Here is a 25,211-nt window from a genome sequence, read left to right as displayed (position 1 = left end):
CTACGCCTTCGGGACGCGGATCACGAGGGCGTCGCCCTGGCCGCCGCCGCCGCACAGCGCGGCCGCGCCGACCCCGCCGCCGCGCCGCTTGAGCTCCAGCGCCAGGTGGAGCACCACGCGGGCGCCGGACATGCCGATCGGGTGGCCCAGGGCAATGGCGCCGCCGTTGACGTTCACCTTTTCCGGGGTCACGCCGAGGTCCTTCATTGACTGCACGGCGACCGCCGCGAAGGCCTCGTTGATCTCGATGAGGTCCAGGTCGGAGACCTCCAGGCCCTCCTTCTTCAGCGCGTGCACGATCGCGTTCGAGGGCTGCGACTGGAGGGAGTTGTCCGGGCCGGCCACATTGCCGTGGGCGCCGATCTCGGCGATCCAGTCCAGGCCCAGCTCCTCGGCCTTGGCCTTGCTCATCACGACCACGGCGGCGGCGCCGTCGGAGATCTGCGAGGAGGTGCCGGCGGTGATGGTGCCGTCCTTGGCGAACGCCGGGCGCAGCTTGCCCAGGGACTCCACCGTGGTCTCCGGGCGGACGCCCTCGTCGACGGAGAAGATCACCGGGTCGCCCTTGCGCTGCGGGATCTCGACCGGGGTGATCTCGGCCTCGAAGACGCCGTTCTTCTGCGCGGCGGCGGCGCGCTGGTGCGAGGCGGCGGCGAACTCGTCCTGCGGAGCGCGCTCGATGCCCAGGCGGGTGTTGTGCTTCTCCGTGGACTCGCCCATCGCGATGTTCTCGAAGGCGTCGGTGAGGCCGTCGTGGGCCATCGCGTCCAGCATCTCGATCGCGCCGTACTTGTAGCCCTCGCGGGACTTCGGCAGCAGGTGCGGGGCGTTGGTCATCGACTCCTGACCGCCGGCGACCACGATGTCGAACTCGCCCGCGCGGATGAGCTGGTCGGCGAGGGCGATGGCGTCGAGGCCCGAGAGGCACACCTTGTTGATGGTGAGCGCGGGCACGTTCATCGGGATGCCGGCCTTGACGGCCGCCTGGCGGGCGGGGATCTGGCCCGCGCCGGCCTGGAGCACCTGGCCCATGATCACGTACTGGACCTGGTCGCCGGAGATCCCGGCCCGCTCCAGCGCGGACTTGATGGCGAAGCCGCCGAGGTCGGCGCCCGAGAAGGACTTCAGCGAACCGAGCAGCCGTCCCATGGGGGTGCGGGCCCCGGCGACGATCACTGAGGTGGTGTTGTTCGTTCCGGACATGAGGGCGAATCCCCTTTCAGCGGGGAAGCTGAGGAGTGAACGAGGGTTTACCTGAATGTACTGAGCAGTACCCGCGCAGTCACCGGGCAGTCGGTGTGATCGCTGGCACGTTGCGTGACCGGCCTCCTCGGCGGTGCACTGGACCCATGCTGACAAGAATCGACCACATCGGGATCGCCTGCTTCGACCTGGACAAGACCGTCGAGTTCTACCGTGCCACGTACGGCTTCGAGGTGTTCCACACCGAGGTCAACGAGGAGCAGGGAGTCCGCGAGGCCATGTTGAAGATCAACGAGACCTCCGACGGAGGTGCCTCGTACCTCCAGCTCCTGGAACCCATCCGCGAGGACTCCGCGGTGGGCAAGTGGCTCGCCAAGAACGGCGAGGGCGTCCACCACATCGCCTTCGGCACGGCGGACGTCGACGGCGACGCCGAGGCCATCCGCGGCAAGGGCGTCCGCGTCCTCTACGACCAGCCCCGCATCGGCTCGATGGGCTCCCGGATCACCTTCCTGCACCCCAAGGACTGCCACGGAGTCCTCACCGAACTGGTCACCAGCAACCCGGAGCACTGATGCCCCCATTCCCCGGCCGGTAGAGTGGCCATGGCTCGGCCGGGGTGCGGTCGGAGACGGGGCGGGGCCCGATACCCCTGCCCCGGTTTCTGACACCATTTCCCCGGGGGCGTCGTTCAGCGGGCGAGCGATGCTCAATTGAGGTGAGCTTGCGACCAGGGGACGGACGGGACCGCGCTGTGCTCGGCTACGAAAGCCAGGAGAGCCATCAGGCTGAAGCCGACCATCTCACGCGCCTCGAAGCCGAGATGGAGCGGCTGAGGAAGGAGCGCGGGAAGGCCGTCCAGCACGCCGAGGACCTGGGCTACCAGGTCGAGGTGCTGCGGGCCAAGCTCCACGAGGTGCGCCGTGCCCTCGCGTCCCGGCCCGCCTACGACGGCGCGGACATGGGATACCAGGCGGAGCAGCTGCTGCGCAATGCCCAGATCCAGGCCGACCAGATGCGCTCCGACGCCGAACGCGAACTGCGTGACGCCCGGGCGCAGACCCAGCGGATCCTCCAGGAGCACGCCGAGCACCAGGCGCGCCTCCAGGCCGAGCTGCACGCCGAGGCCGTCAACCGCCGCCAGCGCCTGGACCAGGAGCTCAACGAGCGCCGCCAGACGGTCGAGGCGCACGTCAACGAGAACGTCGCCTGGGCCGAGCAGCTGCGTGCCCGTACCGAGTCCCAGGCCCGCCGGCTCATGGAGGAGTCCCGCGCCGAGGCCGAGCAGGCGCTGAACGCCGCCCGCGCCGAGGCCGCCCGGACCGCCGAGGAGGCCCGCCGCAGGCTCGCCGCCGACGCCGAGGCGGCCCGTGCCGAGGCCGAGTCCACGCTGCTGCGCGCCCGCAAGGAGGCCGAGCGGCTGCTGGCCGCCGCCTCCGTGCAGGCCCAGGAGGCCACCGAGCACGCCGAGCGGCTGCGCTCCACCACCACCGCCGAGGCCGAGCAGACCCGGCAGCAGACCCTGGACCTCGGCCGGGTGGCCGAGGCGCGGGTCCAGGAGGCCGACGGGGCGCTGCGCGCGGCCCGGGCCGAGGCGGAGTCCCTGCTCGCCGAGGCCAAGGAGAGCGCCGCCCGGCAGCTCGCCTCGGCCGAGTCCGTCAACGAGCAGCGCACCCGCACCGCGAAGGAGCAGGTGGCCCGGCTGGTCGGCGAGGCCACCAAGGAGGCCGAGGCCCTCAAGGCCGAGGCCGAGCACGCGCTGGCCGACGCCCGCGCGGAGGCGGAGCGGCTGCGTACCGAGGCCGGCGAGCAGGCCCGTACGGCGGCCGCCGAGGACATGGCGGCGCAGCTGGCGAAGGCGGCCCGTACCGCCGAGGACGTGCTGAACAAGGCCTCCGAGGACGCCCGGGCGACCACCCGCGCCGCCTCCGAGGAGGCCGAGCGGATCCGCCGCGAGGCGGAGGCCGAGGCGGAGCGGCTGCGCGCCCAGGCGGCCGACGCGGCCGCGGAGCTCAAGGGCGCGGCGAAGGACGACACCGAGGAGTACCGGGCCCGTACGGTCGAACTCCAGGAGGAGGCGCGGCGGCTGCGCGGGGAGGCCGAGCAGCTGCGCGCGGAGGCCGTCGCCGAGGGCGAGCGGATCCGCGGGGAGGCCCGCCGCGAGGCGGTCGGGCAGATCGAGGAGGCGGCCAAGACCGCCGAGGAGCTGCTGGGCAAGGCCAAGGCGGACGCCGACGAGCTGCGTTCCGGCGCGAGCGCGGAGAGCGAGCGGGTCCGCGCCGAGGCCGTGGAGCGGGCCACCACCCTGCGCCGGCAGGCCGAGGAGACCCTGGAGCGCACCCGCGCCGAGGCCGAGCGGCTGCGCGCCGAGGCCGAGGAGCAGGCCGCGGCGGTCACCGCCGAGGCGGACGCGGCGGTGCGGGCGCGGCGCGAGGAGACCGAGCAGGCCCTGGCGGCCAAGCGGGCGGAGGCCGACGCGGAGCTGGCGCGGCTGCAGTCGGACGCCGAGGCGCGCCTGGCGTCGGCCGAGCAGACGCTGCGCGAGTCCCGGCTGGCGGCGGAGAACATCCGCAAGGAGACCACCGAGGAGAACGACCGGCTGCGCGCCGAGGCGGCGGAGCGGGTCCGCACCCTCCAGGGCCATGCGGAGGCGGAGGCCGAGCAACTGCGCGCCGAGGCCGCGCAGGACGCCGGCCGGGTCCGGGCGGAGGCCGAGCTGGTCTCCGTACGGCTGCGCGCCGAGGCGGAGGCCGAGGCCGAGCGGGTGCGCACGGAGGCGCAGGAGACCGCGGACCGGCTGCGCGCGGAGGCGAAGGCCGCGGCCGAGCGGGTCGCCGAGGAGGCCGCGGAGGCGCTGGCCGCCGCCCAGGAGGAGGCCGCCCGGCGGCGCCGGGAGGCCGAGGAGACCCTGTCGGCGGCCCGGACGGACGCGGGCAACGAGCGGGCCCAGGCCCGCGAGGAGAGCGAGGAGCTGCTGGCGCAGGCCCGCAAGCGCTCGGAGGAGGCGCAGGCCGAGGCGGCCCGCCTGACCGAGGAGGCGGAGCGCCGCGCGTCGGAGCTGGTCGCGGCGGCCGAGGCCACCGCCCAGCAGGTACGGGACTCCGTGGCCGGGCTGCACGAGCAGGCCGAGGAGGAGATCGCCGGGCTGCGCAGCGCCGCCGAGCACGCGGCGGAGCGCACCCGCGGCGAGGCGCAGGAGGAGGCGGACCGGGTCCGCGCCGACGCGCACGCCGAGCGGGACCGGGCCGCCGAGGACGCGGCCCGGGTGCGCGCCGAGGCCAAGGTCGAGACGGACGCGGCGAAGGCCCTGGCCGAGCGCACGGTGGGCGACGCCATCGCGGAGGCGGAGCAGCTGCGCGCCGACACCGCCGAGTACGCGCAGCGGGTCCGCACCGAGGCCACCGACGCCCTGGCGGCAGCCGAGCAGAACGCTGCGCGCACCCGGGCCGACGCCCGTGACGACGCCAACCGGATCCGGAACGAGGCGGCAGAATCCCTGGAGGCCTCCCGCGCCGAGGGTGCCCGCATCACGGCCGAGGCGACGGCGGAGGCGGAGCGGGTCACCGAGGAGACCCGCGCGGCCAACGAGCTGACGGTCGCCGAGGCCACCGCGGAGGCCCAGCGCCTCACGGCGGAGGCCGAGCAGGCGGCCGAGGCCACCCGTGCCGAGGCGGCGTCCGTCCTGGACGAGGCCCGCGCCGAGGGCAACCGCCTGCGCACCGAGGCCGCCGAGCAGGCGGACCGGCTCATCGCCGAGGCCACCGCGGAGGCGGAGCGGCTGACGGAGGAGACCCGCGCGGCCAACGAGCTGACGGTGGGCGAGGCGTCGGCGGAGGCCGAGCGCCTTACTGCGCAGGCCCAGGAGGCGGCGGAGGCCGCCCGCGCCGAGGCGGCGGCCACGCTGGACGAGGCCCGCGCCGAGGCGAACCGGCTGCGCAGCGACGCCGCGGAGCAGGCCGACCGCCTGGTCACCGAGGCGGCGGCCGAGGCGGAGAAGCTGACGGCGCAGGCCGCGGCGACGCTGGCCGCGGCCGAGCGGGACTCGGCGCGGATCCTGGTCGAGTCCCGTGCGGAGGGCGACCGTCTGGTCGAGGAGACCCGTGCGGCCAACGAGCTGACGGTCGGCGAGGCCGCGGCGGAGGCGGAGCGGCTGCGCGCCGAGGCCGCGCAGACCCTGGACGAGGCCCGCGCGGAGGGCGGCCGGATCATCGGCGAGGCCACCGCGGAGGCGGAGCGCGTCACGGCCGCGGCGAACGAGACCCTGGCGAGCGCCGAACGCGAGGCGGAGCAGACCCTCGACGAGGCGCGCGCGGAGGGCAACCGGCTGCGCACGGACGCCGCCGAGCAGGCGGACCGGCTCATCACCGAGGCCGTGTCGGAGGCGGAGAAGCTCACCGAGCAGACCCGCAAGGACAACGAGCGCACGGTCGGCGAGGCGGCGGGCGAGGCCGAGCGGCTGCGCGCGGAGGCGGCCGAGGCGCTGGCTTCGGCGCAGGAGCACGCGACGCGCACCCGTTCCGAGGCGGAGCGGGTCAAGGCGGAGGCCGCGACCGAGGCGGACCGCATGCGTACGGAGGCCCGCGAGGAGTCCGAGCGGGCGCTGGACGAGGCGCGCGAGGAGGCCAACAAGCGCCGCCGGGAGGCCGCGGAGCAGGTGGACCGGCTCATCACGGAGGCCGCGGCGGAGGCCGACCAGCTGACCTCCGAGGCGGGCCGGCAGGCCCTGGCCGCCACGACGGCGGCGGAGGAGCAGGCCGACGCGATGGTGGACGCGGCGCGCAAGGAGGCCGCGCGGATCACTTCGGAGGCGACCGTCGAGGGCAACACCCTGGTGGAGAAGGCCCGTACCGACGCGGACGAGCTGCTGGTCGGGGCGCGCAGCGACGCCGCCGCCATAAGGGAGCGGGCGGAGGAGCTGCGTGCGCGCGTCGAGTCCGAGGTCGAGGAGCTGCACGAGCGGGCCCGCCGGGAGTCGGCGGAGCAGATGAAGTCGGCGGGCGAGCGCGTGGACAAGCTGGTCCGTGCGGCGACCGAGCAGAGCGCGGAGGCGGAGGCGAAGGCCAAGGAGCTGGTGTCGGACGCGAGCAGCGAGGCGAGCAAGGTCCGCATCGCCGCGGTGCGCAAGGCGGAGACGCTGCTCAAGGAGGCCGAGACGAAGAAGGCCGAGCTGTCGCGGCAGGCCGAGAAGGTGCTCGCGGAGGCGCAGGCCGAGGCCGAGCGGCTCGTGGACGAGGGGCGGCGCGAGCTGGAGGTCCTGGTGCGCAGGCGCGAGGACATTCAGGCGGAGATCTCCCGTGTCCAGGACGTTCTTGAGGCGTTGGAATCATTCGAGGCACCTTCGGGTGGCGGAAAGCCCGCTTTGGGCGGCCAGGGCGCGGGGGGCGTGAAGGCCGGCGCATCAGCGGGGTCCACTCGTTCGGGCGGTAAGGCGTCGGAGGGGTAGTCAGAACGCAGGATGTGTGCTTCTGAGGGAGGTTCAGTCGAAGGAGTGACAATCATTCCGTCGCCTTGCCACTCAAAAGGGGTGTCATTGTCCAGGGCAAACGCGGATTGACTCGATGACACGCCGTCCGGGCGCCTAGGATTCCCCTCAACACCTCACGTAGCACCTCATCGGTCTCATTCGACAGGAACCCCATGAGCGACACTTCCTCCCCCTTCGGCTTCGAGCTCGTGCGGCGTGGTTACGACCGCGGTCAGGTGGACGACCGCATTACCAAGCTGGTCTCCGACCGCGACAGCGCCCTCGGCCGTATCAACGCCCTGGAAAAGCGGATCGAGGAGCTGCACCTCGAAACGCAGAACGCGCAAGCCCAGGTGAGCGACGCGGAGCCGTCGTACGCCGGTCTCGGCGCCCGGGTCGAGAAGATCCTGCGGCTGGCCGAGGAGGAGGCGAAGGACCTGCGCGAGGAGGCCCGTCGCGCGGCCGAGCAGCACCGTGAGCTGGCCGAGTCCGCCGCGCAGCAGGTGCGCAACGACGCCGAGTCGTTCGCCGCGGACCGGAAGTCGAAGGCGGAGGACGAGGGCGTCCGCATCGTCGAGAAGGCCAAGGGGGACGCCGCCACCCTGCGCGCCGAGGCCCAGAAGGACGCCGCCTCCAAGCGCGAGGAGGCCGACGCCCTCTTCGAGGAGACCCGCGCCAAGGCCGCCCAGGCCGCCGCGGACTTCGAGACCAACCTGGCCAAGCGCCGTGAGCAGTCCGAGCGCGACCTGGCCTCGCGCCAGCAGAAGGCCGAGAAGCGCCTCGCGGAGATCGAGCACCGCGCCGAGCAGCTGCGCCTGGAGGCGGAGAAGCTGCGCACCGACGCCGAGCGCCGGGCCCGCCAGACGGTGGAGACCGCGCAGCGCCAGGCCGAGGACATCGTGGCCGACGCCAACGCCAAGGCGGACCGTATCCGCAGCGAGTCCGAGCGCGAGCTGGCGGCGCTCACCAACCGCCGCGACTCCATCAACGCCCAGCTGACGAACGTCCGCGAGATGCTGGCGACGCTGACCGGTGCGGCCGTGGCCGCCGCCGGCTCCCCGATCGACGACGAGCCGGTCACCCGCGGCGTGCCGGCCCAGCAGAGCCGCTAGCAACTCCCGTACGCCCGCGTGCGGATACACCCCCGCACGCACGCGGACCTACCTGCCGGTAGCCGAAGTCGGGCATCCAGGGCCGTACATCACCATTTCGAGGTGGCGTACGGCCCTTCGGCGTTCTAGCGTGGCGGCATGATCGAGCTAGAGGGCCTTACGAAACGATTCGGCGCGAAGACCGCCGTCGACCACCTCAGCTTCCAGGTCAGACCGGGGGCGGTGACGGGCTTCCTCGGCCCGAACGGGGCGGGGAAGTCGACGACCATGCGCATGATGCTGGACCTCGACCATCCGACCAGCGGCACGGTCCGGATCGACGGGAAGCACTACCGGGACCTCAAGGAACCGCTGAAGCACATCGGAGCGCTGCTGGACGCCAAGGCGATGCACGGCGGGCGCAGCGCCTACAACAACCTGCTCTGCCTGGCCCAGTCCAACGGGATCGCGAAGAGCCGGGTGGGCGAGGTACTGGACCTGGTCGGACTGACGCCGGTGGCGCGGAAGAAGTCGAAAGGATTTTCGCTCGGAATGGGCCAGCGGCTGGGAATCGCCGCCGCGCTGCTGGGCGATCCGGAGATCCTCATGTTCGACGAACCCGTCAATGGTCTGGACCCGGAGGGAATTCTGTGGATCCGAAATCTTATGAAGGGGCTGGCGTCGGAGGGAAGGACGATCTTCGTCTCCTCCCATCTGATGAGTGAAATGGCGCTGACCGCAGACCATTTGGTGGTCATCGGACAGGGAAAGCTCCTCGCCGACATGTCGATGGCGGATTTCATCCATCACAACTCCCGCAGTTACGTACGCCTGCGCTCCCCGCAGCAGGAACGCCTCAAGGACGTCCTGCACGAGGCCGGCATCAACGCGATCAGCGTCCCCGCCACGGGCACCCTGGAAATCGACGGCGTCCCGAGCGAGCGCCTCGGCGAACTCGCCGCCCAGCACCAGATCGTGCTGCACGAACTCAGCCCCCAACGGGCTTCACTGGAGGAAGCGTTCATGCGCATGACGGCGGATTCCGTCGAGTACCAGGCCCACGCCCTGCGAGAGGGCGGTGCGTGACCGTGGCCGCCTTCCCCGCCGTCCTCCGCTCCGAGTGGACCAAGATCCGCACCGTCGCCTCCACCACCTGGACCCTGGCCTGCGCCCTGGTCGTCACGGTCGGCCTCGGCGCACTGCTGTGCACCTTCACGGCGTCCCGCTTCAAGGACATGACCGCCGCCGAGAAGCTCACCTTCGACCCGATCATGATCAGCTTCGCCGGAATGTCCCTCGGCCAGCTGGCCATGATCGTCTTCGGTGTCCTGGTCGTCGGCACCGAGTACGGCTCGGGCATGATCCGCACCTCGCTGGCCGCCGCGCCGCGCCGCGGGACCTTCCTGCTCGGCAAGCTCACGGCCGCCACGGCCCTCGCCCTGGCCGTGGGCCTCGCCACCAGCTTCCTGTCCTTCTTCCTGGGCCAGGCGATCCTCGGCGAGCACGGCACCGGCCTCGGCGCGGAGCACGCCCTGCGCGCGGTGATCGGCGCCGGCCTCTACATGGCCCTGATCACCCTGTTCTCGATGGGCGTGACCACCGTCCTGCGCAGCTCGATCCTGGCGCTGGGCATCCTGATGCCGTTCTTCTTCCTGATCTCCAACATCCTCAACGCCTTCGCCGCGACCCGGAAGGTGGCCCAGTACTTCCCGGACCAAGCCGGCTCCAAGATCATGGAGACCGTCGCGGACACCACGAACCAGGTCCAGGCGCCCTACGGCCCCTGGGGCGGGCTCGGGATCATGGTCCTGTGGGTGGCCGCGGCGGTGCTGGGCGGCTACCTCGTCCTCAGGAAGCGGGACGCCTGACGGGCGGGGCGGTCCGTCTCAAGGCGGACGTCCCGCGTACTACGGGAAAACCCCGGGCCGGATCTCAGGGACAGCTCAGGGATCCGGTCCCGGCGGGAACCGCGGGGGGCTCGATATCCTCTTAGGGCATAGGCGGGCGAGAGCCGTCCGCGGCCGACAAGGGGCAGCACGATGATCGAGGCAGTCGGCCTGACGAAGCGATTCGGCACCAAGACCGCCGTCGACCAGCTGTCCTTCCAGGTCAAGCCGGGTCACGTGACCGGCTTCCTCGGGCCCAACGGCTCCGGCAAGTCGACCACCATGCGCATGATCCTCGGGCTGGACCGGCCCACCTCCGGTCGCGTCACGATCAACGGCCTCCCCTTCCGCGAGCTGCCGAACGCCCAGCGGCACGTCGGCGCCCTGCTCGACGCGAAAGCCGTGCACGGCGGCCGCCGGGCCCGGACCCACCTGCTGGCCATCGCCCAGCTCTCCGGGATCCCGGAGAAGCGGGTGGACGAGGTCCTCGGCGTGGTCGGCCTCCAGGCCGCGGCCCGCCAGCGCACGAAGGGCTTCTCGCTCGGCATGGGCCAGCGGCTCGGCATCGCGGCCGCCCTCCTCGGCGACCCCCAGGTGCTGCTCTTCGACGAGCCGGTCAACGGCCTCGACCCCGAGGGCATCCTCTGGGTCCGCAACCTCATGCGCCAGCTCGCCGCCGAGGGCCGGACCGTCTTCGTCTCCTCGCACCTGATGAGCGAGATGGCCCTGACCGCCGACCACCTGATCGTGATCGGCCGGGGCCGGCTGCTGGCCGACATGAGCACGCAGGAGTTCATCACGCACAACTCGGCCGGATTCGCGCGGGTCCGCGCCGCCGACGGGGACCCCGCGGGCCGCGGGACCCTGGCGGCCGCCCTCACCGGTGCGGGCGGCCAGGTGCTCCAGGAGCCCGACGGGGCGCTGCGGGTCACCGGGCTGGAGCTCCCGCGGATCAGCGACCTCGCGCACGGGGCCGGCGTACGGCTGTGGGAGCTGTCCCCGCACCGGGCCTCACTGGAGGAGGCCTACATGCGGATGACGCAGGCCTCCGTCGAGTACACCTCCAGCGAGGACCCGCGCGCCGAGCTGTGGGAGCCGGAGCCGCTGACCGTCCCCGAGTGGGAGGACGGGTCCGCGGCGGCCGTGGCTCCCGAGACAGCCGCGAGCTTCTTCGCTCCCCCGCCCCCCGGATCCGAGCGGCGGCCGTTCCTGATGCCGGACAGCGCCGCCGACCTGGCCCCCTCCCCCCAGCACACCCCCGAGGACCCCCGATGAGCACCTCCCCCGCCGGGAAGCCGACGGCGAGCGCGACCGCGCCCGACGGGTCCGGGCCGGGCGGCGCCTACAGCTCGCCGCTGCCCACCCCGCGCCCGCACCTGGGGCACGCACTGGCCTCGGAGTGGACCAAGCTGACCTCCGTGCGTTCCACGCTGTGGACGCTCGGCTCCCTCGTGGCCCTGGTCGTCGGCGTCGGCCTGCTGGCCGTCGTCCAGACCGCCGCCGGGGACTACGCGAACCTCTCCTACCCGGCTCCGGCCCTCTTCGGGCTGATGGTCGGGCAGATCGCCGTGATCGTGCTCGGCGTGCTGACGATCTCCTCCGAGTACGGCACGGGCCTGATCCGCACCACCCTCACCGCCGCCCCCGACCGGCTGCGGGTGCTCACCGCCAAGTACCTGGTGTTCGGCACCGTCGCCTTCACCACCATCACCTGCTCGGTGGGGTTCGTGGGCCTGTGGGCGGCGGTCCTCCACAGCGGGCCCGCCGCCGGCCCGCACGGCCTGGGCGAGTGGGCGGGGGCGCTGGCCGGCTGTTTCTACGTGACCTTGCTGGGCCTGCTCTCGCTGGCCGTCGGGGCGCTCGTGCGGCACTCGGCGGGCGCCATCGCGGTGATGCTCGGCGTGGTCACCATGCCGCCCGTGCTCGGGTCGATACTGACGGCCTGGCCGGCGACCACCGGGCTGGGCCTGGTGGTGCTCCGCTACAACGCACCCGTCGGGCTGTTCCAGCTCTTCGGGGTCCAGGACAGCGGAATGGGCGGCGCGAGCATGCCCGGCAACCTGGCCCAGATCACGCTGATCGTCCTGGTGACGGCCGGCGCGATCGCGGCCTCGTACGCCGTCGTCGGCCGCCGGGACGTCTGAGCGCCGGTCGCCTTCGCGGGTCAGTACCGCGGCGCGTTGCGGGACCGCTGCACCTTGGAGGTGCGGCGGTCCTTCGCGTTCCAGCAGGCCTTGTGCCAGTGCCGGCGGTCGTCCACGCCGCCGTACTCGGGCCAGGCCACCACGTGCGGGGTGCCCGAGGGGATCTCCTGGTCGCAGCCCGGGCAGCGGTAACGCTTGCCCGCCGCGCTGGCGCCCGCGACGTGCCGGACCTTCCACTCCTCGCCCAGGTACTCCTCGGTGCGCTCCAGTCCGTACCGGTCGTAGCCGGACCCAGGCCGTTCGTCCGGGGTCTCGCCGCCCCTGGGGCGGTTGTGGCGCGGTGACACGTATACCTCACGAAGGGGCGGCGGGCGGTGACTTTCTCCCAGACTACGCGCAGCGAGGCGGGGTACCCGCAGGGTGTCCGGTGAAGGCTCTCCTGCGAACGGAACTGGCCCGACTATCTCAATAACTTTCCTGTCAGGCCGTGCCTTTGGCACGTGTCAGACGTTGTTGCCAGCAGAGGTTGATGCATCAACGAGCAACGAGCCGGTCCACCTGGGGGAGGCCGCGCCAGCCGCGAGGAGGCCAAGGGCGATGCGCGTAGGAGTGTTTGTACTGGCGGCCCAGTTCCCGGGCCAGGGGCAGGGGGAGGCGCTGCACCGGGCGGTGCGGACCGCCGAGGCGGCCGAGGAGGCCGGGCTCGACTCCGCCTGGCTCGCCGAGCACCACTTCGTCCCGTACGGGGTCTGCCCGTCGGCGGTCACGCTGGCGGCGCTGCTGCTGGGGCGGACCCGGCGGCTGCGGGTGGGGACGGCGGTGAGCGTGCTGCCGAACACGCATCCGGTGGCCCTCGGGGAGCAGGCGGCCCTGCTTCACGTCACCTCCGGCGGCCGGTTCACCCTCGGGGTGGGCAGGGGCGGGCCCTGGGTGGACCTGGAGGTGTTCAGGGGCGGGCTGGACGCGTACGAGAACGGGTTCCCGGAGGACCTCGACCTGCTGCGGCGCTGGCTGGCCGAGCCCCGGGTGGGGGCGGCCGGCGAGCGGCACGGCTTCCGCGAGGTCGCCGTCGTACCGCGCCCGGAGCAGGCCCTGGACGGGGACGGGACGGGGCCGGAACTGATCGTCGCCTGCACCTCCCCCGCGTCGGTGCGCACGGCCGCGCGGCGCGGGCTGCCGATGCTGCTGGGCATGCACTGCGGGGACGAGGAGAAGGCGGGGATGGTCGCGCTGTGGCGCGAGACCGCGCTGGCGGCGGGGCACGCGCCGGAGGCGGTACGGGAGGCCGGGCACGTGTCGGCCGGGGTGTGCCAGCTGGCGGACCGGACGGCGGACGCCCGCGAGACCCTGCTGAAGGCGATGCCGGGCTGGCTCCGCCAGGGCCTCGACGCGCATGTGACGGTGGACGGCCGGCACCGTGCGATGCGCGATCCGCACGCCTATACGCAGCTGCTGTGCGACCTCCACCCGGTCGGCACGCCGGAACTGGCGGCGGACCGGCTGGCGGCCACCTCGGAGCGCACGGGCATCACGCGTTTCGCGCTGCTGACGGAGGGCTCCGGCGACCTCGCCGCGACGGAGGAGAACGTCCGGCGTCTCGGCGCGGAGGTCCTGCCCCGGCTGACCTGACCCGCCGGCCCGGCCCGGGACGGCCTGGGCTGCCCGTCGTGGCCCCGGCCCCCTTACGGCCTGGGCTGCCGCTCCGGTGTCAGTCGCACCTCCCGCGACACGGAGCGGCAGCGAGTACCGGTCCCGCTAGCAGTCGCGCAGTTCCGGCGACTGGTTGAGCAGCTGGCCGCGGATCGAGGTGAACTTGGCCAGCCGGTCGTCCACCGAGGGGTCCAGTGGGAACACCGCGACGCGGTGGCAGTTCTGGAAGGCCAGGCGCACCCCGAAGTGCCGCTGCAGCGCACCCCGTATCGCGTCACTCGCGAGCGCGCGCAGCAGCTGGCCGCGCGCCTGCTCGTCCGGCGGCGGCGTCTGGTTGTCGGCGAACTCTCCGCCCTCAACCTCCAGCTGGGCCGTCAACGAGCTGATCATCTCCCATGCGTAAGGCAGGGAGGTCCGGACGCAGTCGACGAAGGCGGCTTCGTCGACCTCGCCTCGCTCGGCCTGTTCGAGTAGGGCCGGTGAGACGTCGAGCGACATGGGTTCTCCTCTCGTGACCCCGGCGTTTTGGGTTGCCGGAGTCTTACGGGCAGGGAAGGAGGCCGCGACGCAGTGTGCACGCTCGGCAACCTCCCGCTCACCACGGTAGGCGCCCACCGGGTGGCGCACCAGGAGAATGCGCATACAACGCGCCATCGGCGAACGGGGCTTTCAGGGGCGAATCGCGTGAAGGCCCGTCGGTCGAGTAGCGTTGCCGACCATGCGTCTCGTCATTGCCCGCTGCTCCGTCGACTACGCGGGTCGGCTCACCGCCCATCTGCCCTCGGCACCCCGTCTGATCCTCGTGAAGGCCGACGGCAGTGTCTCGATCCACGCGGACGACCGGGCGTACAAACCGCTCAACTGGATGTCGCCTCCGTGCACCCTCAAGGAGGGGAGCGGGGACGACGGACACGTCTGGACCGTCGTCAACAAGGCGGGCGAGAAGCTCATCATCACCATGGAGGAAGTCCTCCACGACTCCTCCCACGAGCTGGGTACCGACCCGGGCCTGATCAAGGACGGGGTCGAGGCGCACCTCCAGGAGCTGCTCGCGGACCGCATCGAGACGCTGGGCGACGGCTACACGCTGATCCGGCGCGAGTACATGACGGCGATCGGTCCCGTGGACATCCTGTGCCGGGACGCGTCGGGCGCGACGGTGGCGGTGGAGATCAAGCGGCGCGGGGAGATCGACGGCGTCGAGCAGCTGACCCGCTACCTGGAGCTGCTGAACCGCGACCCGCACCTGGCGCCGGTGCGCGGGGTGTTCGCGGCGCAGGAGATCAAGCCGCAGGCGCGGGTTCTGGCCAATGACCGGGGCATGGACTGCGTGGTCCTGGACTACGACGCCCTGCGCGGCATCGAGGACGACAAGCTGCGGCTGTTCTGACGCACGCGGACGACAACGCCGGCGGGGCTGGATCCTTCCAGCCCCGCCGGCGTTTTGCGGCATCCCGGCCCGGGCGGCGTCCGAGGCCCTTCCAGCCCCCCGGCGCGGCGAGCGTCAGCCCGTGGTCGTGGCCGCCGGAGACCGCGGCACCGGCACGGACGGCGTCGAGGCCGTCGACGTGGTCGAACCCGACTGGGACTGGGAAGGGGTCGGGGCCGACGGAGAGCCGACGGGCGCGGACGGACTCGGCGCCGACGGGCTCGGCGACGGCCCGGGAGCGGGCGAGGACGCCGGCGGCCGAGACGAGGGGGCACCGCTCGGCGTGGGGGCGGCGGAGGTGCCCCCGCTGGAACCCGGCTGCGGGCCGGTGGACCGGCCGGGGGCGGCCGTCGGGGCCGGGTCGTTCGCCGGGTCGCCGCCGCCGGTGCCGGGCACCTGCGGGACGTGCGGGGACACCGGCGCCGACGGGCTCGACGACACCGAGGGTGCCTCGGGCTCCTGCGCGCCGTCCGAGGCCAGCGCGAGGCCGATGACCGTGCCGAGCGCCGCGACCGTGAGCACCCCGGCCGCCCCGAGCAGTGCGGTGCGGCGCCGCCGGGCCGGTCCGGCCGCCGGGTGCGGGCCGCCGGGGCGGGGCGGTGCGGGCCGGGCGGGGGCGGGCGGCGGGAAGGCGTTGCCGAAGAGCGCCGCGAGGTTCTTCGGGGTCTCCGGGGGCGGCAGCTGGGCCCGCCGGATCACCGGGTTGACCTGGGTGACGGCCTCGGAACCGGGCGCGGGAGCGCCGCCCGCCTGCCCGGGCCGGGCGGTGGGGGCCGTCGCGGGCTCGGTGGGCCGGGCGGTGGGCGCGGCCGCCGGTGACTTCGCCAGGGAGGTCGTGGGGGCGGTCGCGGGCGTGGTCGCTGCCCCCTTCGCCCCGGGGGCGGACGGGAGGGGCGCAGGTACGCCGGCCCCGACCCCGGGCGCGCGCGTCCCGCCGACGGGCGGGAACGGCGTGCGCGCGTTCGGCCCGGCGCCAGGCGGGGGCGTCGCCGGGGAATGCGCCCCGGCGGCAGACCCCAGGGCCCCGGGAGCCTTCGCCCCGCCGACCGGCGGGAACGGCAGGCGTGCCTCCGTCCCGGCGCCAGGCGCGGGCGCCGCGGGGGCAGACCCCAGGGCCCCGGGAGCCTTCGCCCCGCCGACCGGGGGGAACGGCGTGCGTGCGTTCGGGCCGGCCGCAGGCGGGGGCGTCGTGCCCGGGGCCGGCGGGGCCGGTGGGGCTTCCAGGCGCAGGGGCGGGGAGGCGGCCGGCCCGATCGCCTCGCGGTCGGTGACCAGGGCCAGCGCGCGCCGCCCGGCGACGGTCCCGCGCTTGTCCGCGAGCGCGCCGCGCAGCCCGATCGAGGCCTCCAGCTCGGCCCGGGCCCGGTCCAGGCGGCCCTCGCACAGGGCCAGGACGCCCAGTTCGTGGTGGAAGTACGCCTGTTCGGCGACCTCCCCCGCCTTTCGCGCGGCCTCCGCCCCCGCCCGCAGCACCCGCTCCCAGGCGTCCCAGTGCAGCGAGGCCTCGAAGGCCGGGGCTGCCGTCCGGGCCAGCAGCACGGCGGCCACCACATCGGCCCCGGCCAGCGCCGCGAGCACCGCGTCGGCCTCGGCGGCGACCCGCTCCGGGGTGACCGAGGAGTGCCCGGTCCACCAGGCGTAGTGCCGGGCGGCGGTACGCGCCTCCTCGGCGCCGGCACCCCCGTACCCGGCCTCCTCCAGCTGCCGCGCGACCCCCTCGGCGAGGCGGTAGCGCGGTCCGACCGGGGTGATCAGCCCGCAGCCGAGCAGTTCGGCCACGGCCGTGTCCGCGTGGGTGTCGCCCACCAGCGCGGGCAGGTGCGCGGGGTGCGGGAGTTCTCCGCCCAGCGCGCAGGCTATCCGCAGCGCGGCGCGGGCCGACTCGCTCACCCGGGAGGCCAGCAGTTCGGCGGGGGCCGCGGCCTGGGCCAGGGTGGGCAGCGGCACGGGGGCGGGGTCGCGCGGGCGCTCCTCGAAGACGCCGGGCTCCTCGTCCTCGTCCCCGTCCCCGGCGGTGGCGGTCCCGTTCAGCTCGTCGCGCTGCCGGAGCAGCGCGGCCGCCTGGACGAAGCTCAGCGGCAGCCCCTCCGAGGCGAACCGCAGGTCCCCGGCCCAGGCCGTCTCCGCCTCGGTCAGGGGGCGTCCGGTCAGCGCCTCCAGCAACTGCGTGCAGCCGGCGCGGCCGAGGCCGCCGAGGAAGACCTCGTCCAGGTGGGACTCGTCCGAGGGCGACTTGGCATCGGGGGTGGCGGCGAGGAGGTAGGCGCACTCGGGGGTGGCCCTCAGCAGTTCGTCCAGTGCGGGACCGCCCAGCTCCAGGTCGTCGAGGAGGACGATGGCGCCGATCTCCCGGACCCGGGCCAGCAGGGCCGTACGGTCGGGGCGCCGGCCGGCGGTGTCGTAAACGGCGGCGTAGAGGGCGTGCAGCAGCTCGGCCGGCTGCTGCTGGCCGTAGCCGCTGAGCCGGACCACGCCGTCGGGCGCGAGGTCGGCGCAGGCCCGGGCCACGGCGTCGAGCAGGGAGGTGCGGCCGGAGCCCGCGGGCCCGGTCAGCCGGACCGAGCGGCCGCGCTGCAGCAGCCGTACGATCCGCTGCTGCTCCTCGGCCCGCTCCAGCAGCGGCCGGTCGGGAACGGGCGGCCCGGGCAGCGCGGGAGGCCGTGCGGCGCTGTCGCGGGCGGCGCGGGAGGCGGCGTCGCGCTTGGCGGGACGGCGGTCGGGGCCCGGGCCGGTGCCGGGGCGGTGGGGTTCGATCTCACTGCCGTCGACGGGGTTGACGGTGAGGGTGAACTCCCCGGCGGTCAGCGAGACGACCCGCGCGGGCACGACGGGCAGGGGCGGCACCCCACCGCCGGGCGCCGCAGGACCGGCGGCGGGCGTCACCGCGCCCGGGGTACGGGCCGCGGACACACCGCCGGCAGGCGTACCGGTGAGCGGCCCCTCGGCGGGCTCACGGCCCGCGGACACTCCCCCGCCCGACGCACCACCGGACGAGCCGCCGGACCTGCCCACCAGGGGCGGACGGGCAACGGGCGTGACACCGGTCTTCGCGACCGCGGGCGTTCCGGCTTCGGGCGTTCCGGCCCCGGGCGTCCGCGCGCCGGCCGTGGCGGCAGCCGGACCGACCCCAGGCGTGCCCGCCCCAGGCGTGGCCCCAGCCGGACCGACCCCGGGCGTTTCCACCTCGGGCGTGACACCGGTCTTCGCGACCGCGGGTGTTCCGCCCGCGCGCGTACCCGCCCCAGCCGTACCGGCCCCGGCCTCGCCCGCCGCCGGGGTGCCGGTGGGCGGCTCCTCGTCGACGGGCGTACGGGCCGCAGCGGGGTCGGACTCCGGGCCGGGGTGCGGTGTGCCGACTCCGGGGCCGCCGATCCCCGCTCCGCCGCCCGCCCGGCCCGCGGGCCGGTGCGCCGGGGCCGGCTTCCCGGGCGCGGCCGCGGCCCCGGGCTGCCGGTCCTCGCCGGGCTGCCCCTCTGTACGGTCCATGACCACGTCCCCCCGCCTCGCGTCGCGCGCTCCGTCGCCGTCTTTCCTACCGCCCGGCCTCGCTCGCGCCGCTTGTCGCCACTGGTCCGGTTTCCGCCCGACCCTAAACGCTGCCGGGTCGCGCCGGTACCACAGGGGTGCCTCCACCACCGGACCGTTACGATTCCCGCGCGTCCGTGCGGAAGCGGGAACTCCGCAGCTGCCGCACGGTATCCGGCGTCAGTCCTTGCGGCCGGTCGCGGCGACGGCGACCCCCAGGCCGATCATGGTGAGCCCGCCCACACCGCCGATGAGGGAAAGCCGCCGCGGGGACCCGGCGAACCAGCCGCGGGTGGTGGCGGCGACGAGCCCCCACACGCTGTCGGACACGATCGCGATGAGGTTGAACACCAGGCCGAGCAGCAGCATCTGGAGGACGACGTGACCGCGCTCGCGGTCCACGAACTGGGGCAGTACGGCGGCGAAGAAGACGATGGTCTTGGGGTTGGCCACGCCGACCACGAACCCCTCCCCCAGGGTCCGCAGCGAACCGTGCGCGACGGGCGCCGCTTCGGCGAGGGCCGCCTGCAGGGAGCCGCGCCGGCGCACGGCCTTGACGCCCAGGTACACCAGGTACGCGGCGCCGGCCAGCTTCAGCGCGGTGAAGACGAGGACCGACCGCTCCACGACCGACCCGACCCCGAGGGCCACGGCGACGACGAGCACGTACGCCCCCAGCGTGTTCCCGGCCACCGTGGTCAGCGCGGCCCGGCGCCCCTGCGCGAGGGCCCGGCCGATCACGAAGAGCACGCTCGGGCCGGGGATCACGATCAGCAGGAACGACATGGCCGCGAAGGCCGGCAGTCTGTCGGGGGACACCATGCGCCCATGTAAACCGAGTCCGGACCGCCCCCGCAGCCCCTTTTCCCGCGGGCACCGTACGCCCGCCGGCCCCCGCCCGCCCCGCAGCCCCCCGGCTCAGACCCGGGGCAGGGACTCCGCTTCCAGCCCGCCCTCGATCGCGAGGATGCGGTGCAGCCGGGTGGCGACGAGCAGCCGCTGCATCCGGTCGGGCACCCCGCGCAGGACCAGCCGCCGGCCGGTGCGGCCCGCCCGCCGGTGGGCTCCCATGATCACGCCGAGCCCGGTCGCGTCCCAGGAGTCGAGTCCGGTCAGGTCGAGCACGAGGTCGCCGTGGCCGTCGTCGAGGGCGGTGTGGAGGGCCGTACGGGCGTCCGCCGCGCTGCGCACGTCGAGGCGGCCCCCGACGGTGAGTTCGGCATGGTCGCCCCTGATGTGCATGTGTGCTCCCCGGCTGTACTGCGTGCGTGTGGTCCGACGGTCCGTGGCGGCTCGTGATCGGCGTCGGCTCGTGGTCGGCAACTCTCACCGCAACTGACTGCCCTGCGGGCGGTGAAGTTGCCGACCGTGAGCGAACCGATACCTAATTCACCCCGTAGGGTGCGGGGATTCGAACTGCCGTGCTCAGTGCTTGTAGAAGCCCTGGCCGCTCTTGCGGCCGATGTCGCCCGCGTCGACCATGCGGCGCATGAGCTCCGGCGGCGCGAACTTCTCGTCCTGCGACTCGGTGTAGATGTTGCTGGTGGCGTGCAGCAGGATGTCCACGCCGGTGAGGTCGGCCGTGGCCAGCGGGCCCATGGCGTGCCCGAAGCCCAGCTTGCAGGCGATGTCGATGTCCTCGGCGGAGGCCACGCCCGATTCGTAGAGCTTCGCGGCCTCGACGACGAGGGCGGAGATCAGGCGGGTGGTGACGAAGCCGGCGACGTCACGGTTGACGACGATGCAGGTCTTGCCGACGGACTCGGCGAACGCGCGGGTGGTGGCGAGGGTTTCGTCGCTCGTCTTGTAGCCGCGGACCAGCTCGCAGAGCTGCATCATCGGGACGGGCGAGAAGAAGTGCGCGCCGACGACCCGCTCCGGGCGCTTGGTGACCGCAGCGATCTTGGTGATCGGGATGGCGGAGGTGTTGGAGGCGAGGACGGTGTCCTCGCGGACCAGCTCGTCCAGGGTGCGGAAGATCTCGTGCTTGACCTCGATCTTCTCGAAGACGGCCTCGACGACGATGTCCACGTCGGCGACCGCGTCGAAGTCGGTGGTCGTGGTGATCCGGGCGAGGGCGGCCTCGGCGGCCTCGGCCGTCATCTTGCCCTTGGAGACGAACTTGTCGTACGAGGCCTTGATCCCGTCGGTGCCCCGGGTCAGCGCGGCGTCGGTGACGTCCCGCAGGACGACGTCCCAACCCGCCTGAGCGGAGACCTGAGCGATCCCGGAACCCATCAGTCCCGCGCCGATGACGGCGAGCTTCCCAGCCACTGCACACCCCTCGTTGTTCTCATTACGACCCGGCCTCGTAGCCTCTCCGGCGGAGACTAGCGTCCGTGAGGGGCGCCGTGACCGCGAAGTAACACGCGTCACGTCTCGGATGACGGACATCACACCGGCACGGCCCAGCAGTGCGCGGGCCGCCCGCAGTTGGGCCGCACTACGCTGGCGTCATGGTGAACCTCACGCGCATCTACACCCGCACCGGCGACCAGGGCACGACCGCCCTGGGCGACATGAGCCGTACGCGGAAGACGGACCTGCGGATCTCCGCGTACGCCGACGTCAACGAGGCCAACGCAGCGATCGGGACGGCCATCGCGCTGGGCTCGCTGCCGGAGGAGGTCGTCAAGGTCCTGGTCCGCGTGCAGAACGACCTCTTCGATGTCGGCGCCGACCTGTGCACCCCGGTGGTGGAGGACCCGCAGTACCCGCCGCTGCGGGTGGAGCAGTTCTACGTCGACCGGCTGGAGGCGGACTGCGACGTCTTCAACGAGCGGCTGGAGAAGCTGCGCAGCTTCATCCTCCCCGGCGGCACCCCCGGCGCCGCGCTCCTGCACCAGGCCTGCACGGTGGTCCGGCGGGCGGAGCGCTCGACGTGGGCGGCGCTGGAGGTGCACGGCGAGGTGATGAACCCGCTGACGGCCACCTACCTCAACCGCCTCTCCGACCTGCTGTTCATCCTGGCCCGCACGGCCAACAAGGAGGTCGGGGACGTGCTGTGGGTGCCGGGCGGCGAGCGCTAGCTGTATTGCCCTGGGAGGTTGTGGACGGGTGATGCAGGTCTCGGCTGAGGGATCTTGAACGGGTGAGGGCCTTCCGGGTTCGGTGTGGATTGCGACGTCTACACCGACCAGCAGAAGGCCCTCATGCCCCACCGTAATGCACCCCTGACCGAGACCGGACGCCTTCGCCTGGCCCGCTGCGTGGTCGAGGACGGCTGGCCGCTGCGCCGGGCGGCCGAGCGATTCCAGGTCTCGCCCACCACCGCCCAGCGGTGGGCGGCCCGCTACCGGGCCGGGGGTGAGGCCGGAATGACCGACCGGTCCTCGCGCCCGCGCACCAGCCCGCGCCGGACCCCGACCCGCATCGAGCGGCGGATCATCAAGGTCCGCCTCGCCCGCCGGTGGGGGCCCGCCCGCATCGCCCACCTGCTCAACCTGGTGCCCTCGACGGTGCACCGGATCCTGACCCGGTTCGGCCTGGCCCGTCTCACGCACCTGGACCGCGCCACCGGCGCCGTCATACGCCGCTACGAACGCGAGCGTCCGGGCGAGCTGGTCCACGTGGACGTCAAGAAGCTCGGCAACATCCCCGACGGCGGCGGCCACAAGACCCTCGGCCGCCAGGCCGGCCGCAAGAACCGCTCCAGCGCCGGCTACAGCTACATCCACACCGCCGTCGACGACCACTCCCGCCTCGCTTACAGCGAGATCCACGCCGACGAGAAGAAGGAGACCGCCACCGCCTTCTGGGCCCGGGCCCAGGCCTACTTCGCCGGCGTGGGCATCACCGTCGAACGGGTCCTGACCGACAACGGCGCCTGCTACCGCTCCCGCGACTGGCGCGACGCCCTGACAGCGGCCGGGATCGCCCACAAGCGAACCCGGCCCTACCGGCCCCAGACCAACGGCAAGGTCGAACGCCTCAACCGGACCCTGCTCGAGGAGTGGGCCTACGCCCGCCCCTACCAGTCAGATCAGGAACGACGCGACGCCTTCCCTGGCTGGCTCCACACCTACAATCACCACCGCGGACACACCGCACTCGCAGGCAAACCACCCGCCAGCCGCGTCCCCAACCTCACAGGGCAGTACAGCTAGCGCTCGGTTCCGGCCAGTCCGGGGTCCGCGCCCGTGTCCGCGTTCGCGCCCGGCTCCGTGCCCGCCGGGGCCTTGCGGGGCCAGATCGAGTAGGTGGCGGCGACCAGGGCCTGGATGCCGAGCACCCGCAGGGCGGCGAACTGCCAGGACCGGAGGCTGCCGGTGTCGCCGGCGTCGCCGACGTACCAGATCCCGGCCTGGAGCAGCCCGAGCGCGACCACCGCTCCGGCCAGGGTCCGCGTCCACAGCTTCCACTCGTGGACGGCGCGGGCCTTGCCGTACTTCGTCCCCGGCGGCTTCGGGCCCCCGGCGAAGCGGTGGGCGGCGTGCCGGTCCAGCCACCTCACGGTGTAGTGCCCGTAGCCGACGGTGTACCCGATGTAGAAGGCCGCGAGCCCGTGCCGCCAGCTCGGCTCGCCGCCGTTCCTCAGATCGACGAAGGACACCACCAGCAGCGCCAGCTCCAGCAGCGGCTCACACAGCAGCAGCGCCGCGCCCAGCCGCGGCATTCCGGCCAGGTAGCGCAGCGCCAGCCCCCCGGCCAGCAGCACCCAGAACCCGATCTCGCAGGCGGCGATCAGCGCGACGAGCACGGCCCGTCCTCCTTACCCTCGTGGACTGTCTCCCAGGGTCGCGGCGGCGGGGCCATGCCGCGTCGTCACCAGTGACGAGTCCCCGCTGCATCCTTCGGTGTAGCCGCCTCTCCGCCCCCGCGCCGACGCCGTGCCGAAGCGGCGCGTGTTGGATGGGACCGTGCAGTCGAAAACCCTCCGCCCGCACCGCGACGACGTGCTCCTCGCGGTGGCCAGCGTGCTCGCCGGTCTGCTGCTGTGGTCCCTCGGGGTCCACACCGGCAACAACCGGCACCTCTTCCCGGCCTGGGCGGCCCTGGTGCCCCTGCTCGCCATCGGGCCGATGGAGCTGCTGCGGCGCACCGCCCCCCGCCTCACGCTGGCCGTCGGCACCGCCGCGGTGGTCGCCGACCAGTTCACCGTCGGCAACCTGGGCACCGTCATCATCTTCACGGACCTGATGTACGCGGCCGTCGTCTACGGGAAGCCGGCCATGGCGCGGCGGCTGCCGGTCTCCACCGGTCTGATCACGGTCGTCGTCACCGTCGTCGCCGTGGCCTGGCTGCGCACTCCGCAGTCCCTGATGATCGGCGTCATCACCGGCATCGTCTGCTTCGGGCCGGCCCTGACCGGCGCCACCCTGCGCAACCACCGCGAGGCCGCCGAGGCCGCCCGGCTGCGCGCCGAGCAGACGGCGCTGCTGGCCGAGATGGACCGTGCGCAGGCGGTGGCCGCCGAGCGGGCCCGGATGGCCCGCGAGCTGCACGACATGGTCGCCAACCACCTCTCCGCGATCGCCATCCACTCCACCGCCGCGCTCTCCATCGACTCCCCCTCCACCAGCCGCGAGGCGCTGGGCGTGATCCGCGAGAACAGCGTGCAGGGGCTGGCCGAGATGCGCCGGCTGATCGGGCTGCTGCGCGAGGCGGGGGCCGGGCAGGAGGCCGCGGCGGTGCCCTGCCTGGACGGGCTGGAGGCCCTGCTGGAGCGGGCCCGGGCGAACGGCGCCGCGAGCGGGCTGGACTTCGTCCTGCAGGACGCGCGCCGGCCGGGGCCGCCGCTGCCGGCCCCGGTGGAGCTGGCGGCGTACCGGATCGTCCAGGAATCGCTCACCAACGCCCTCAAACACGCCGCCGCCGGCACGGTCGCGGTCGGTGTGGCCCGGCGCGACGGGCTGCTGACGGTGGCGGTGGAATCCCCGTACGGGAACCGGCCGGGCCCGCGTGCGCCGGGCTCCGGGGCGGGGCTGGTCGGTATGCGCGAACGGACGGAACTGCTCGGCGGTACGTTCACGGCGGGCCCGCGGGGGTCCGTCTGGCAGGTGCGGGCGGAGCTGCCCGCCGAGGACGGGACGGTGGCGGAGTGAGCATCAGGGTCGTGGTGGCCGAGGACCAGCGGGCGGTACGGGCCGGGCTGGTGCTGATCCTGCGCAGTGCGGGCGGCGTCGAGGTGGTGGGGGAGGCGGCCGACGGCGAGGAGGCGGTGCGCCTGGCCCGGGAGCTGCGGCCGGACCTGGTGCTCATGGACGTGCAGATGCCGCTCCTCGACGGGGTCGAGGCCACCCGGCGGGTGGTCGCGGAGGGGCTGGCCGACGTGCTCGTGCTGACCACGTTCGACCTGGACGAGTACGTGTTCGGGGCGCTGCGGGCGGGGGCTGCGGGCTTCCTGCTGAAGGACGCGGAGGCGGCGGAGCTGATCGCGGCGGTGCGTACGGTGGCGCGCGGCGAGGGGCTGATCGCCCCGGCGGTGACCCGGCGGCTGATCGCCGAGTTCGCCGCGCCGAAGACGGTACGGGCGCCCGTGCGGCCGGAGGCGGCCGCGGCGGTGGAGTCGCTGACCCGGCGCGAGCGGGAGGTGCTGGGGGCGCTGGGCGAGGGCCTGTCGAACGCGGAGATCGCCGTCCGGCTGGACATGGCGGAGGCCACGGTGAAGACCCACGTCAGCAGGCTGCTGGGAAAGCTTGAGCTGCGCAGCCGGGTCCAAGCGGCCGTCATGGCGAGGGAGCTGGGGCTCTAGGGCCTGTGCTGGAGATGAGGTCTGGACCTCTTGACGCTTGGTACAGACCTTTCTAGTCTCACCGCATCACTGTGGTGAGCGTGCCATGACAAAGATCGCTTCCGGCGTGCTCACGGGCGGCGCAG

Annotated in this window: 21 protein-coding genes; 13 read left to right on the top strand and 8 right to left on the bottom strand. The window is 73.7% G+C overall.

All coding sequences use genetic code 11. From position 1 onward, the window contains the following. Window positions 1–1,203, bottom strand: coding sequence for an acetyl-CoA C-acetyltransferase (locus tag B4U46_RS24380; RefSeq protein ID WP_079429810.1), 1,203 nt, complete (start codon window positions 1,201–1,203; stop codon window positions 1–3). Between the two features lie 146 nt (window positions 1,204–1,349). Between B4U46_RS24380 and mce the strand changes: the two genes are divergently transcribed. The 7 genes from mce to B4U46_RS24345 all read left to right on the top strand — a co-directional run bounded on the left by mce (window position 1,350) and on the right by B4U46_RS24345 (window position 11,788). Next, on the top strand, window positions 1,350–1,778 hold the full coding sequence (mce, locus tag B4U46_RS24375; protein ID WP_079429809.1) for a methylmalonyl-CoA epimerase: 429 nt from the start codon (window positions 1,350–1,352) through the stop codon (window positions 1,776–1,778). 179 nt (window positions 1,779–1,957) lie between these two features. Further along, window positions 1,958–6,646, top strand: coding sequence for a polarized growth protein Scy (scy, locus tag B4U46_RS24370; protein ID WP_079429808.1), 4,689 nt, complete (start codon window positions 1,958–1,960; stop codon window positions 6,644–6,646). A gap of 194 nt (window positions 6,647–6,840) precedes the next feature. Further along, window positions 6,841–7,779, top strand: coding sequence for a cellulose-binding protein (locus tag B4U46_RS24365; protein WP_079429807.1), 939 nt, complete (start codon window positions 6,841–6,843; stop codon window positions 7,777–7,779). A gap of 138 nt (window positions 7,780–7,917) precedes the next feature. Then, a complete protein-coding gene (locus tag B4U46_RS24360; RefSeq protein ID WP_079429806.1) occupies window positions 7,918–8,844 on the top strand; it encodes an ABC transporter ATP-binding protein in 927 nt (308 codons plus the stop codon). A 2-nt stretch (window positions 8,845–8,846) separates the two neighbouring features. Further along, on the top strand, window positions 8,847–9,626 hold the full coding sequence (locus tag B4U46_RS24355) for an ABC transporter permease subunit (protein ID WP_079431961.1): 780 nt from the start codon (window positions 8,847–8,849) through the stop codon (window positions 9,624–9,626). A gap of 171 nt (window positions 9,627–9,797) precedes the next feature. Continuing rightward, window positions 9,798–10,919: an ABC transporter ATP-binding protein gene (locus B4U46_RS24350; RefSeq protein WP_079429805.1), complete on the top strand. Its 1,122-nt coding sequence runs from the start codon at window positions 9,798–9,800 to the stop codon at window positions 10,917–10,919. Beyond that, on the top strand, window positions 10,916–11,788 hold the full coding sequence (locus tag B4U46_RS24345) for an ABC transporter permease (protein ID WP_079429804.1): 873 nt from the start codon (window positions 10,916–10,918) through the stop codon (window positions 11,786–11,788). The genes B4U46_RS24350 and B4U46_RS24345 overlap by 4 nt, the downstream gene beginning before the upstream one ends. A gap of 20 nt (window positions 11,789–11,808) precedes the next feature. Here B4U46_RS24345 and B4U46_RS24340 read toward each other — a convergent pair whose 3' ends face one another. Beyond that, on the bottom strand, window positions 11,809–12,135 hold the full coding sequence (locus tag B4U46_RS24340) for an ATP/GTP-binding protein (protein WP_079429803.1): 327 nt from the start codon (window positions 12,133–12,135) through the stop codon (window positions 11,809–11,811). Between the two features lie 250 nt (window positions 12,136–12,385). On the opposite strand from B4U46_RS24340, the gene B4U46_RS24335 reads away from it, so the two are divergent. After that, entirely contained in the window at window positions 12,386–13,417 is a 1,032-nt protein-coding gene (locus B4U46_RS24335) for an LLM class flavin-dependent oxidoreductase (protein WP_079429802.1), read from the top strand. A 126-nt stretch (window positions 13,418–13,543) separates the two neighbouring features. Here B4U46_RS24335 and B4U46_RS24330 read toward each other — a convergent pair whose 3' ends face one another. Further along, on the bottom strand, window positions 13,544–13,936 hold the full coding sequence (locus B4U46_RS24330; protein ID WP_030235830.1) for an SCO5389 family protein: 393 nt from the start codon (window positions 13,934–13,936) through the stop codon (window positions 13,544–13,546). Window positions 13,937–14,156: 220 nt separating this feature from the next. Between B4U46_RS24330 and nucS the strand changes: the two genes are divergently transcribed. After that, entirely contained in the window at window positions 14,157–14,828 is a 672-nt protein-coding gene (gene nucS, locus B4U46_RS24325; RefSeq protein ID WP_079429801.1) for an endonuclease NucS, read from the top strand. A 114-nt stretch (window positions 14,829–14,942) separates the two neighbouring features. On the opposite strand, the gene B4U46_RS24320 is transcribed toward nucS, so the two are convergent. The 4 genes from B4U46_RS24320 to B4U46_RS24305 form a co-directional block, all read right to left on the bottom strand. Further along, complete coding sequence (locus tag B4U46_RS24320) at window positions 14,943–18,353, bottom strand: ATP-binding protein (protein ID WP_159402121.1); 3,411 nt, start codon at window positions 18,351–18,353, stop codon at window positions 14,943–14,945. 219 nt (window positions 18,354–18,572) lie between these two features. Beyond that, window positions 18,573–19,214 (bottom strand): LysE family translocator, encoded by a 642-nt coding sequence (locus B4U46_RS24315; protein WP_079429799.1) that lies wholly within the window; start codon window positions 19,212–19,214, stop codon window positions 18,573–18,575. A gap of 96 nt (window positions 19,215–19,310) precedes the next feature. After that, on the bottom strand, window positions 19,311–19,634 hold the full coding sequence (locus B4U46_RS24310; protein WP_045948899.1) for an STAS domain-containing protein: 324 nt from the start codon (window positions 19,632–19,634) through the stop codon (window positions 19,311–19,313). Window positions 19,635–19,817: 183 nt separating this feature from the next. Beyond that, a complete protein-coding gene (locus tag B4U46_RS24305) occupies window positions 19,818–20,666 on the bottom strand; it encodes a 3-hydroxyacyl-CoA dehydrogenase family protein (RefSeq protein WP_079429798.1) in 849 nt (282 codons plus the stop codon). 182 nt (window positions 20,667–20,848) lie between these two features. On the opposite strand from B4U46_RS24305, the gene B4U46_RS24300 reads away from it, so the two are divergent. Then, entirely contained in the window at window positions 20,849–21,421 is a 573-nt protein-coding gene (locus B4U46_RS24300) for a cob(I)yrinic acid a,c-diamide adenosyltransferase (protein ID WP_079429797.1), read from the top strand. Between the two features lie 123 nt (window positions 21,422–21,544). After that, the gene (locus B4U46_RS24295; RefSeq protein WP_079431960.1) at window positions 21,545–22,498 is read left to right on the top strand and encodes an IS481 family transposase; all 954 of its coding nucleotides are present in this window, start codon (window positions 21,545–21,547) and stop codon (window positions 22,496–22,498) included. Here the strand turns inward: B4U46_RS24295 and B4U46_RS24290 are convergent. Beyond that, on the bottom strand, window positions 22,495–23,091 hold the full coding sequence (locus tag B4U46_RS24290) for a hypothetical protein (RefSeq protein ID WP_079429796.1): 597 nt from the start codon (window positions 23,089–23,091) through the stop codon (window positions 22,495–22,497). The genes B4U46_RS24295 and B4U46_RS24290 overlap by 4 nt on opposite strands. A gap of 160 nt (window positions 23,092–23,251) precedes the next feature. On the opposite strand from B4U46_RS24290, the gene B4U46_RS24285 reads away from it, so the two are divergent. Together B4U46_RS24285 and B4U46_RS24280 are read left to right on the top strand one after the other, a co-directional pair. Further along, window positions 23,252–24,436 carry a sensor histidine kinase gene (locus B4U46_RS24285; RefSeq protein ID WP_237293111.1) on the top strand — a complete coding sequence of 395 codons (1,185 nt, stop codon included), beginning with the start codon at window positions 23,252–23,254 and terminating at the stop codon, window positions 24,434–24,436. Next, window positions 24,433–25,086, top strand: coding sequence for a response regulator (locus tag B4U46_RS24280; protein ID WP_079429794.1), 654 nt, complete (start codon window positions 24,433–24,435; stop codon window positions 25,084–25,086). The genes B4U46_RS24285 and B4U46_RS24280 overlap by 4 nt, the downstream gene beginning before the upstream one ends. The last annotated feature ends 125 nt before the right edge of the window (window positions 25,087–25,211 follow it).

It is taken from the genome of Streptomyces katrae (assembly GCF_002028425.1).
GTDB lineage: Bacteria > Actinomycetota > Actinomycetes > Streptomycetales > Streptomycetaceae > Streptomyces > Streptomyces katrae_A.
The sequence above is the reverse complement of the archived record's forward strand: the minus strand, read 5'-3'. Positions and strand labels throughout refer to the sequence as shown.

Excerpts from the sequence above, each read along its gene's own strand:
- B4U46_RS24320 (WP_159402121.1), bottom strand. The coding sequence starts at position 18,353 with ATGGACCGTACAGAGGGGCAGCCCGGCGAGGACCGGCAGCCCGGGGCC.
- B4U46_RS24365 (WP_079429807.1), top strand. The coding sequence starts at position 6,841 with ATGAGCGACACTTCCTCCCCCTTCGGCTTCGAGCTCGTGCGGCGTGGT.
- B4U46_RS24330 (WP_030235830.1), bottom strand. The coding sequence starts at position 13,936 with ATGTCGCTCGACGTCTCACCGGCCCTACTCGAACAGGCCGAGCGAGGC.
- B4U46_RS24380 (WP_079429810.1), bottom strand. The coding sequence starts at position 1,203 with ATGTCCGGAACGAACAACACCACCTCAGTGATCGTCGCCGGGGCCCGC.
- B4U46_RS24360 (WP_079429806.1), top strand. The coding sequence starts at position 7,918 with ATGATCGAGCTAGAGGGCCTTACGAAACGATTCGGCGCGAAGACCGCC.
- B4U46_RS24345 (WP_079429804.1), top strand. The coding sequence starts at position 10,916 with ATGAGCACCTCCCCCGCCGGGAAGCCGACGGCGAGCGCGACCGCGCCC.
- B4U46_RS24350 (WP_079429805.1), top strand. The coding sequence starts at position 9,798 with ATGATCGAGGCAGTCGGCCTGACGAAGCGATTCGGCACCAAGACCGCC.
- B4U46_RS24310 (WP_045948899.1), bottom strand. The coding sequence starts at position 19,634 with ATGCACATCAGGGGCGACCATGCCGAACTCACCGTCGGGGGCCGCCTC.
- B4U46_RS24315 (WP_079429799.1), bottom strand. The coding sequence starts at position 19,214 with ATGGTGTCCCCCGACAGACTGCCGGCCTTCGCGGCCATGTCGTTCCTG.
- mce (WP_079429809.1), top strand. The coding sequence starts at position 1,350 with ATGCTGACAAGAATCGACCACATCGGGATCGCCTGCTTCGACCTGGAC.
- nucS (WP_079429801.1), top strand. The coding sequence starts at position 14,157 with ATGCGTCTCGTCATTGCCCGCTGCTCCGTCGACTACGCGGGTCGGCTC.
- B4U46_RS24300 (WP_079429797.1), top strand. The coding sequence starts at position 20,849 with ATGGTGAACCTCACGCGCATCTACACCCGCACCGGCGACCAGGGCACG.
- B4U46_RS24295 (WP_079431960.1), top strand. The coding sequence starts at position 21,545 with ATGCCCCACCGTAATGCACCCCTGACCGAGACCGGACGCCTTCGCCTG.
- B4U46_RS24335 (WP_079429802.1), top strand. The coding sequence starts at position 12,386 with ATGCGCGTAGGAGTGTTTGTACTGGCGGCCCAGTTCCCGGGCCAGGGG.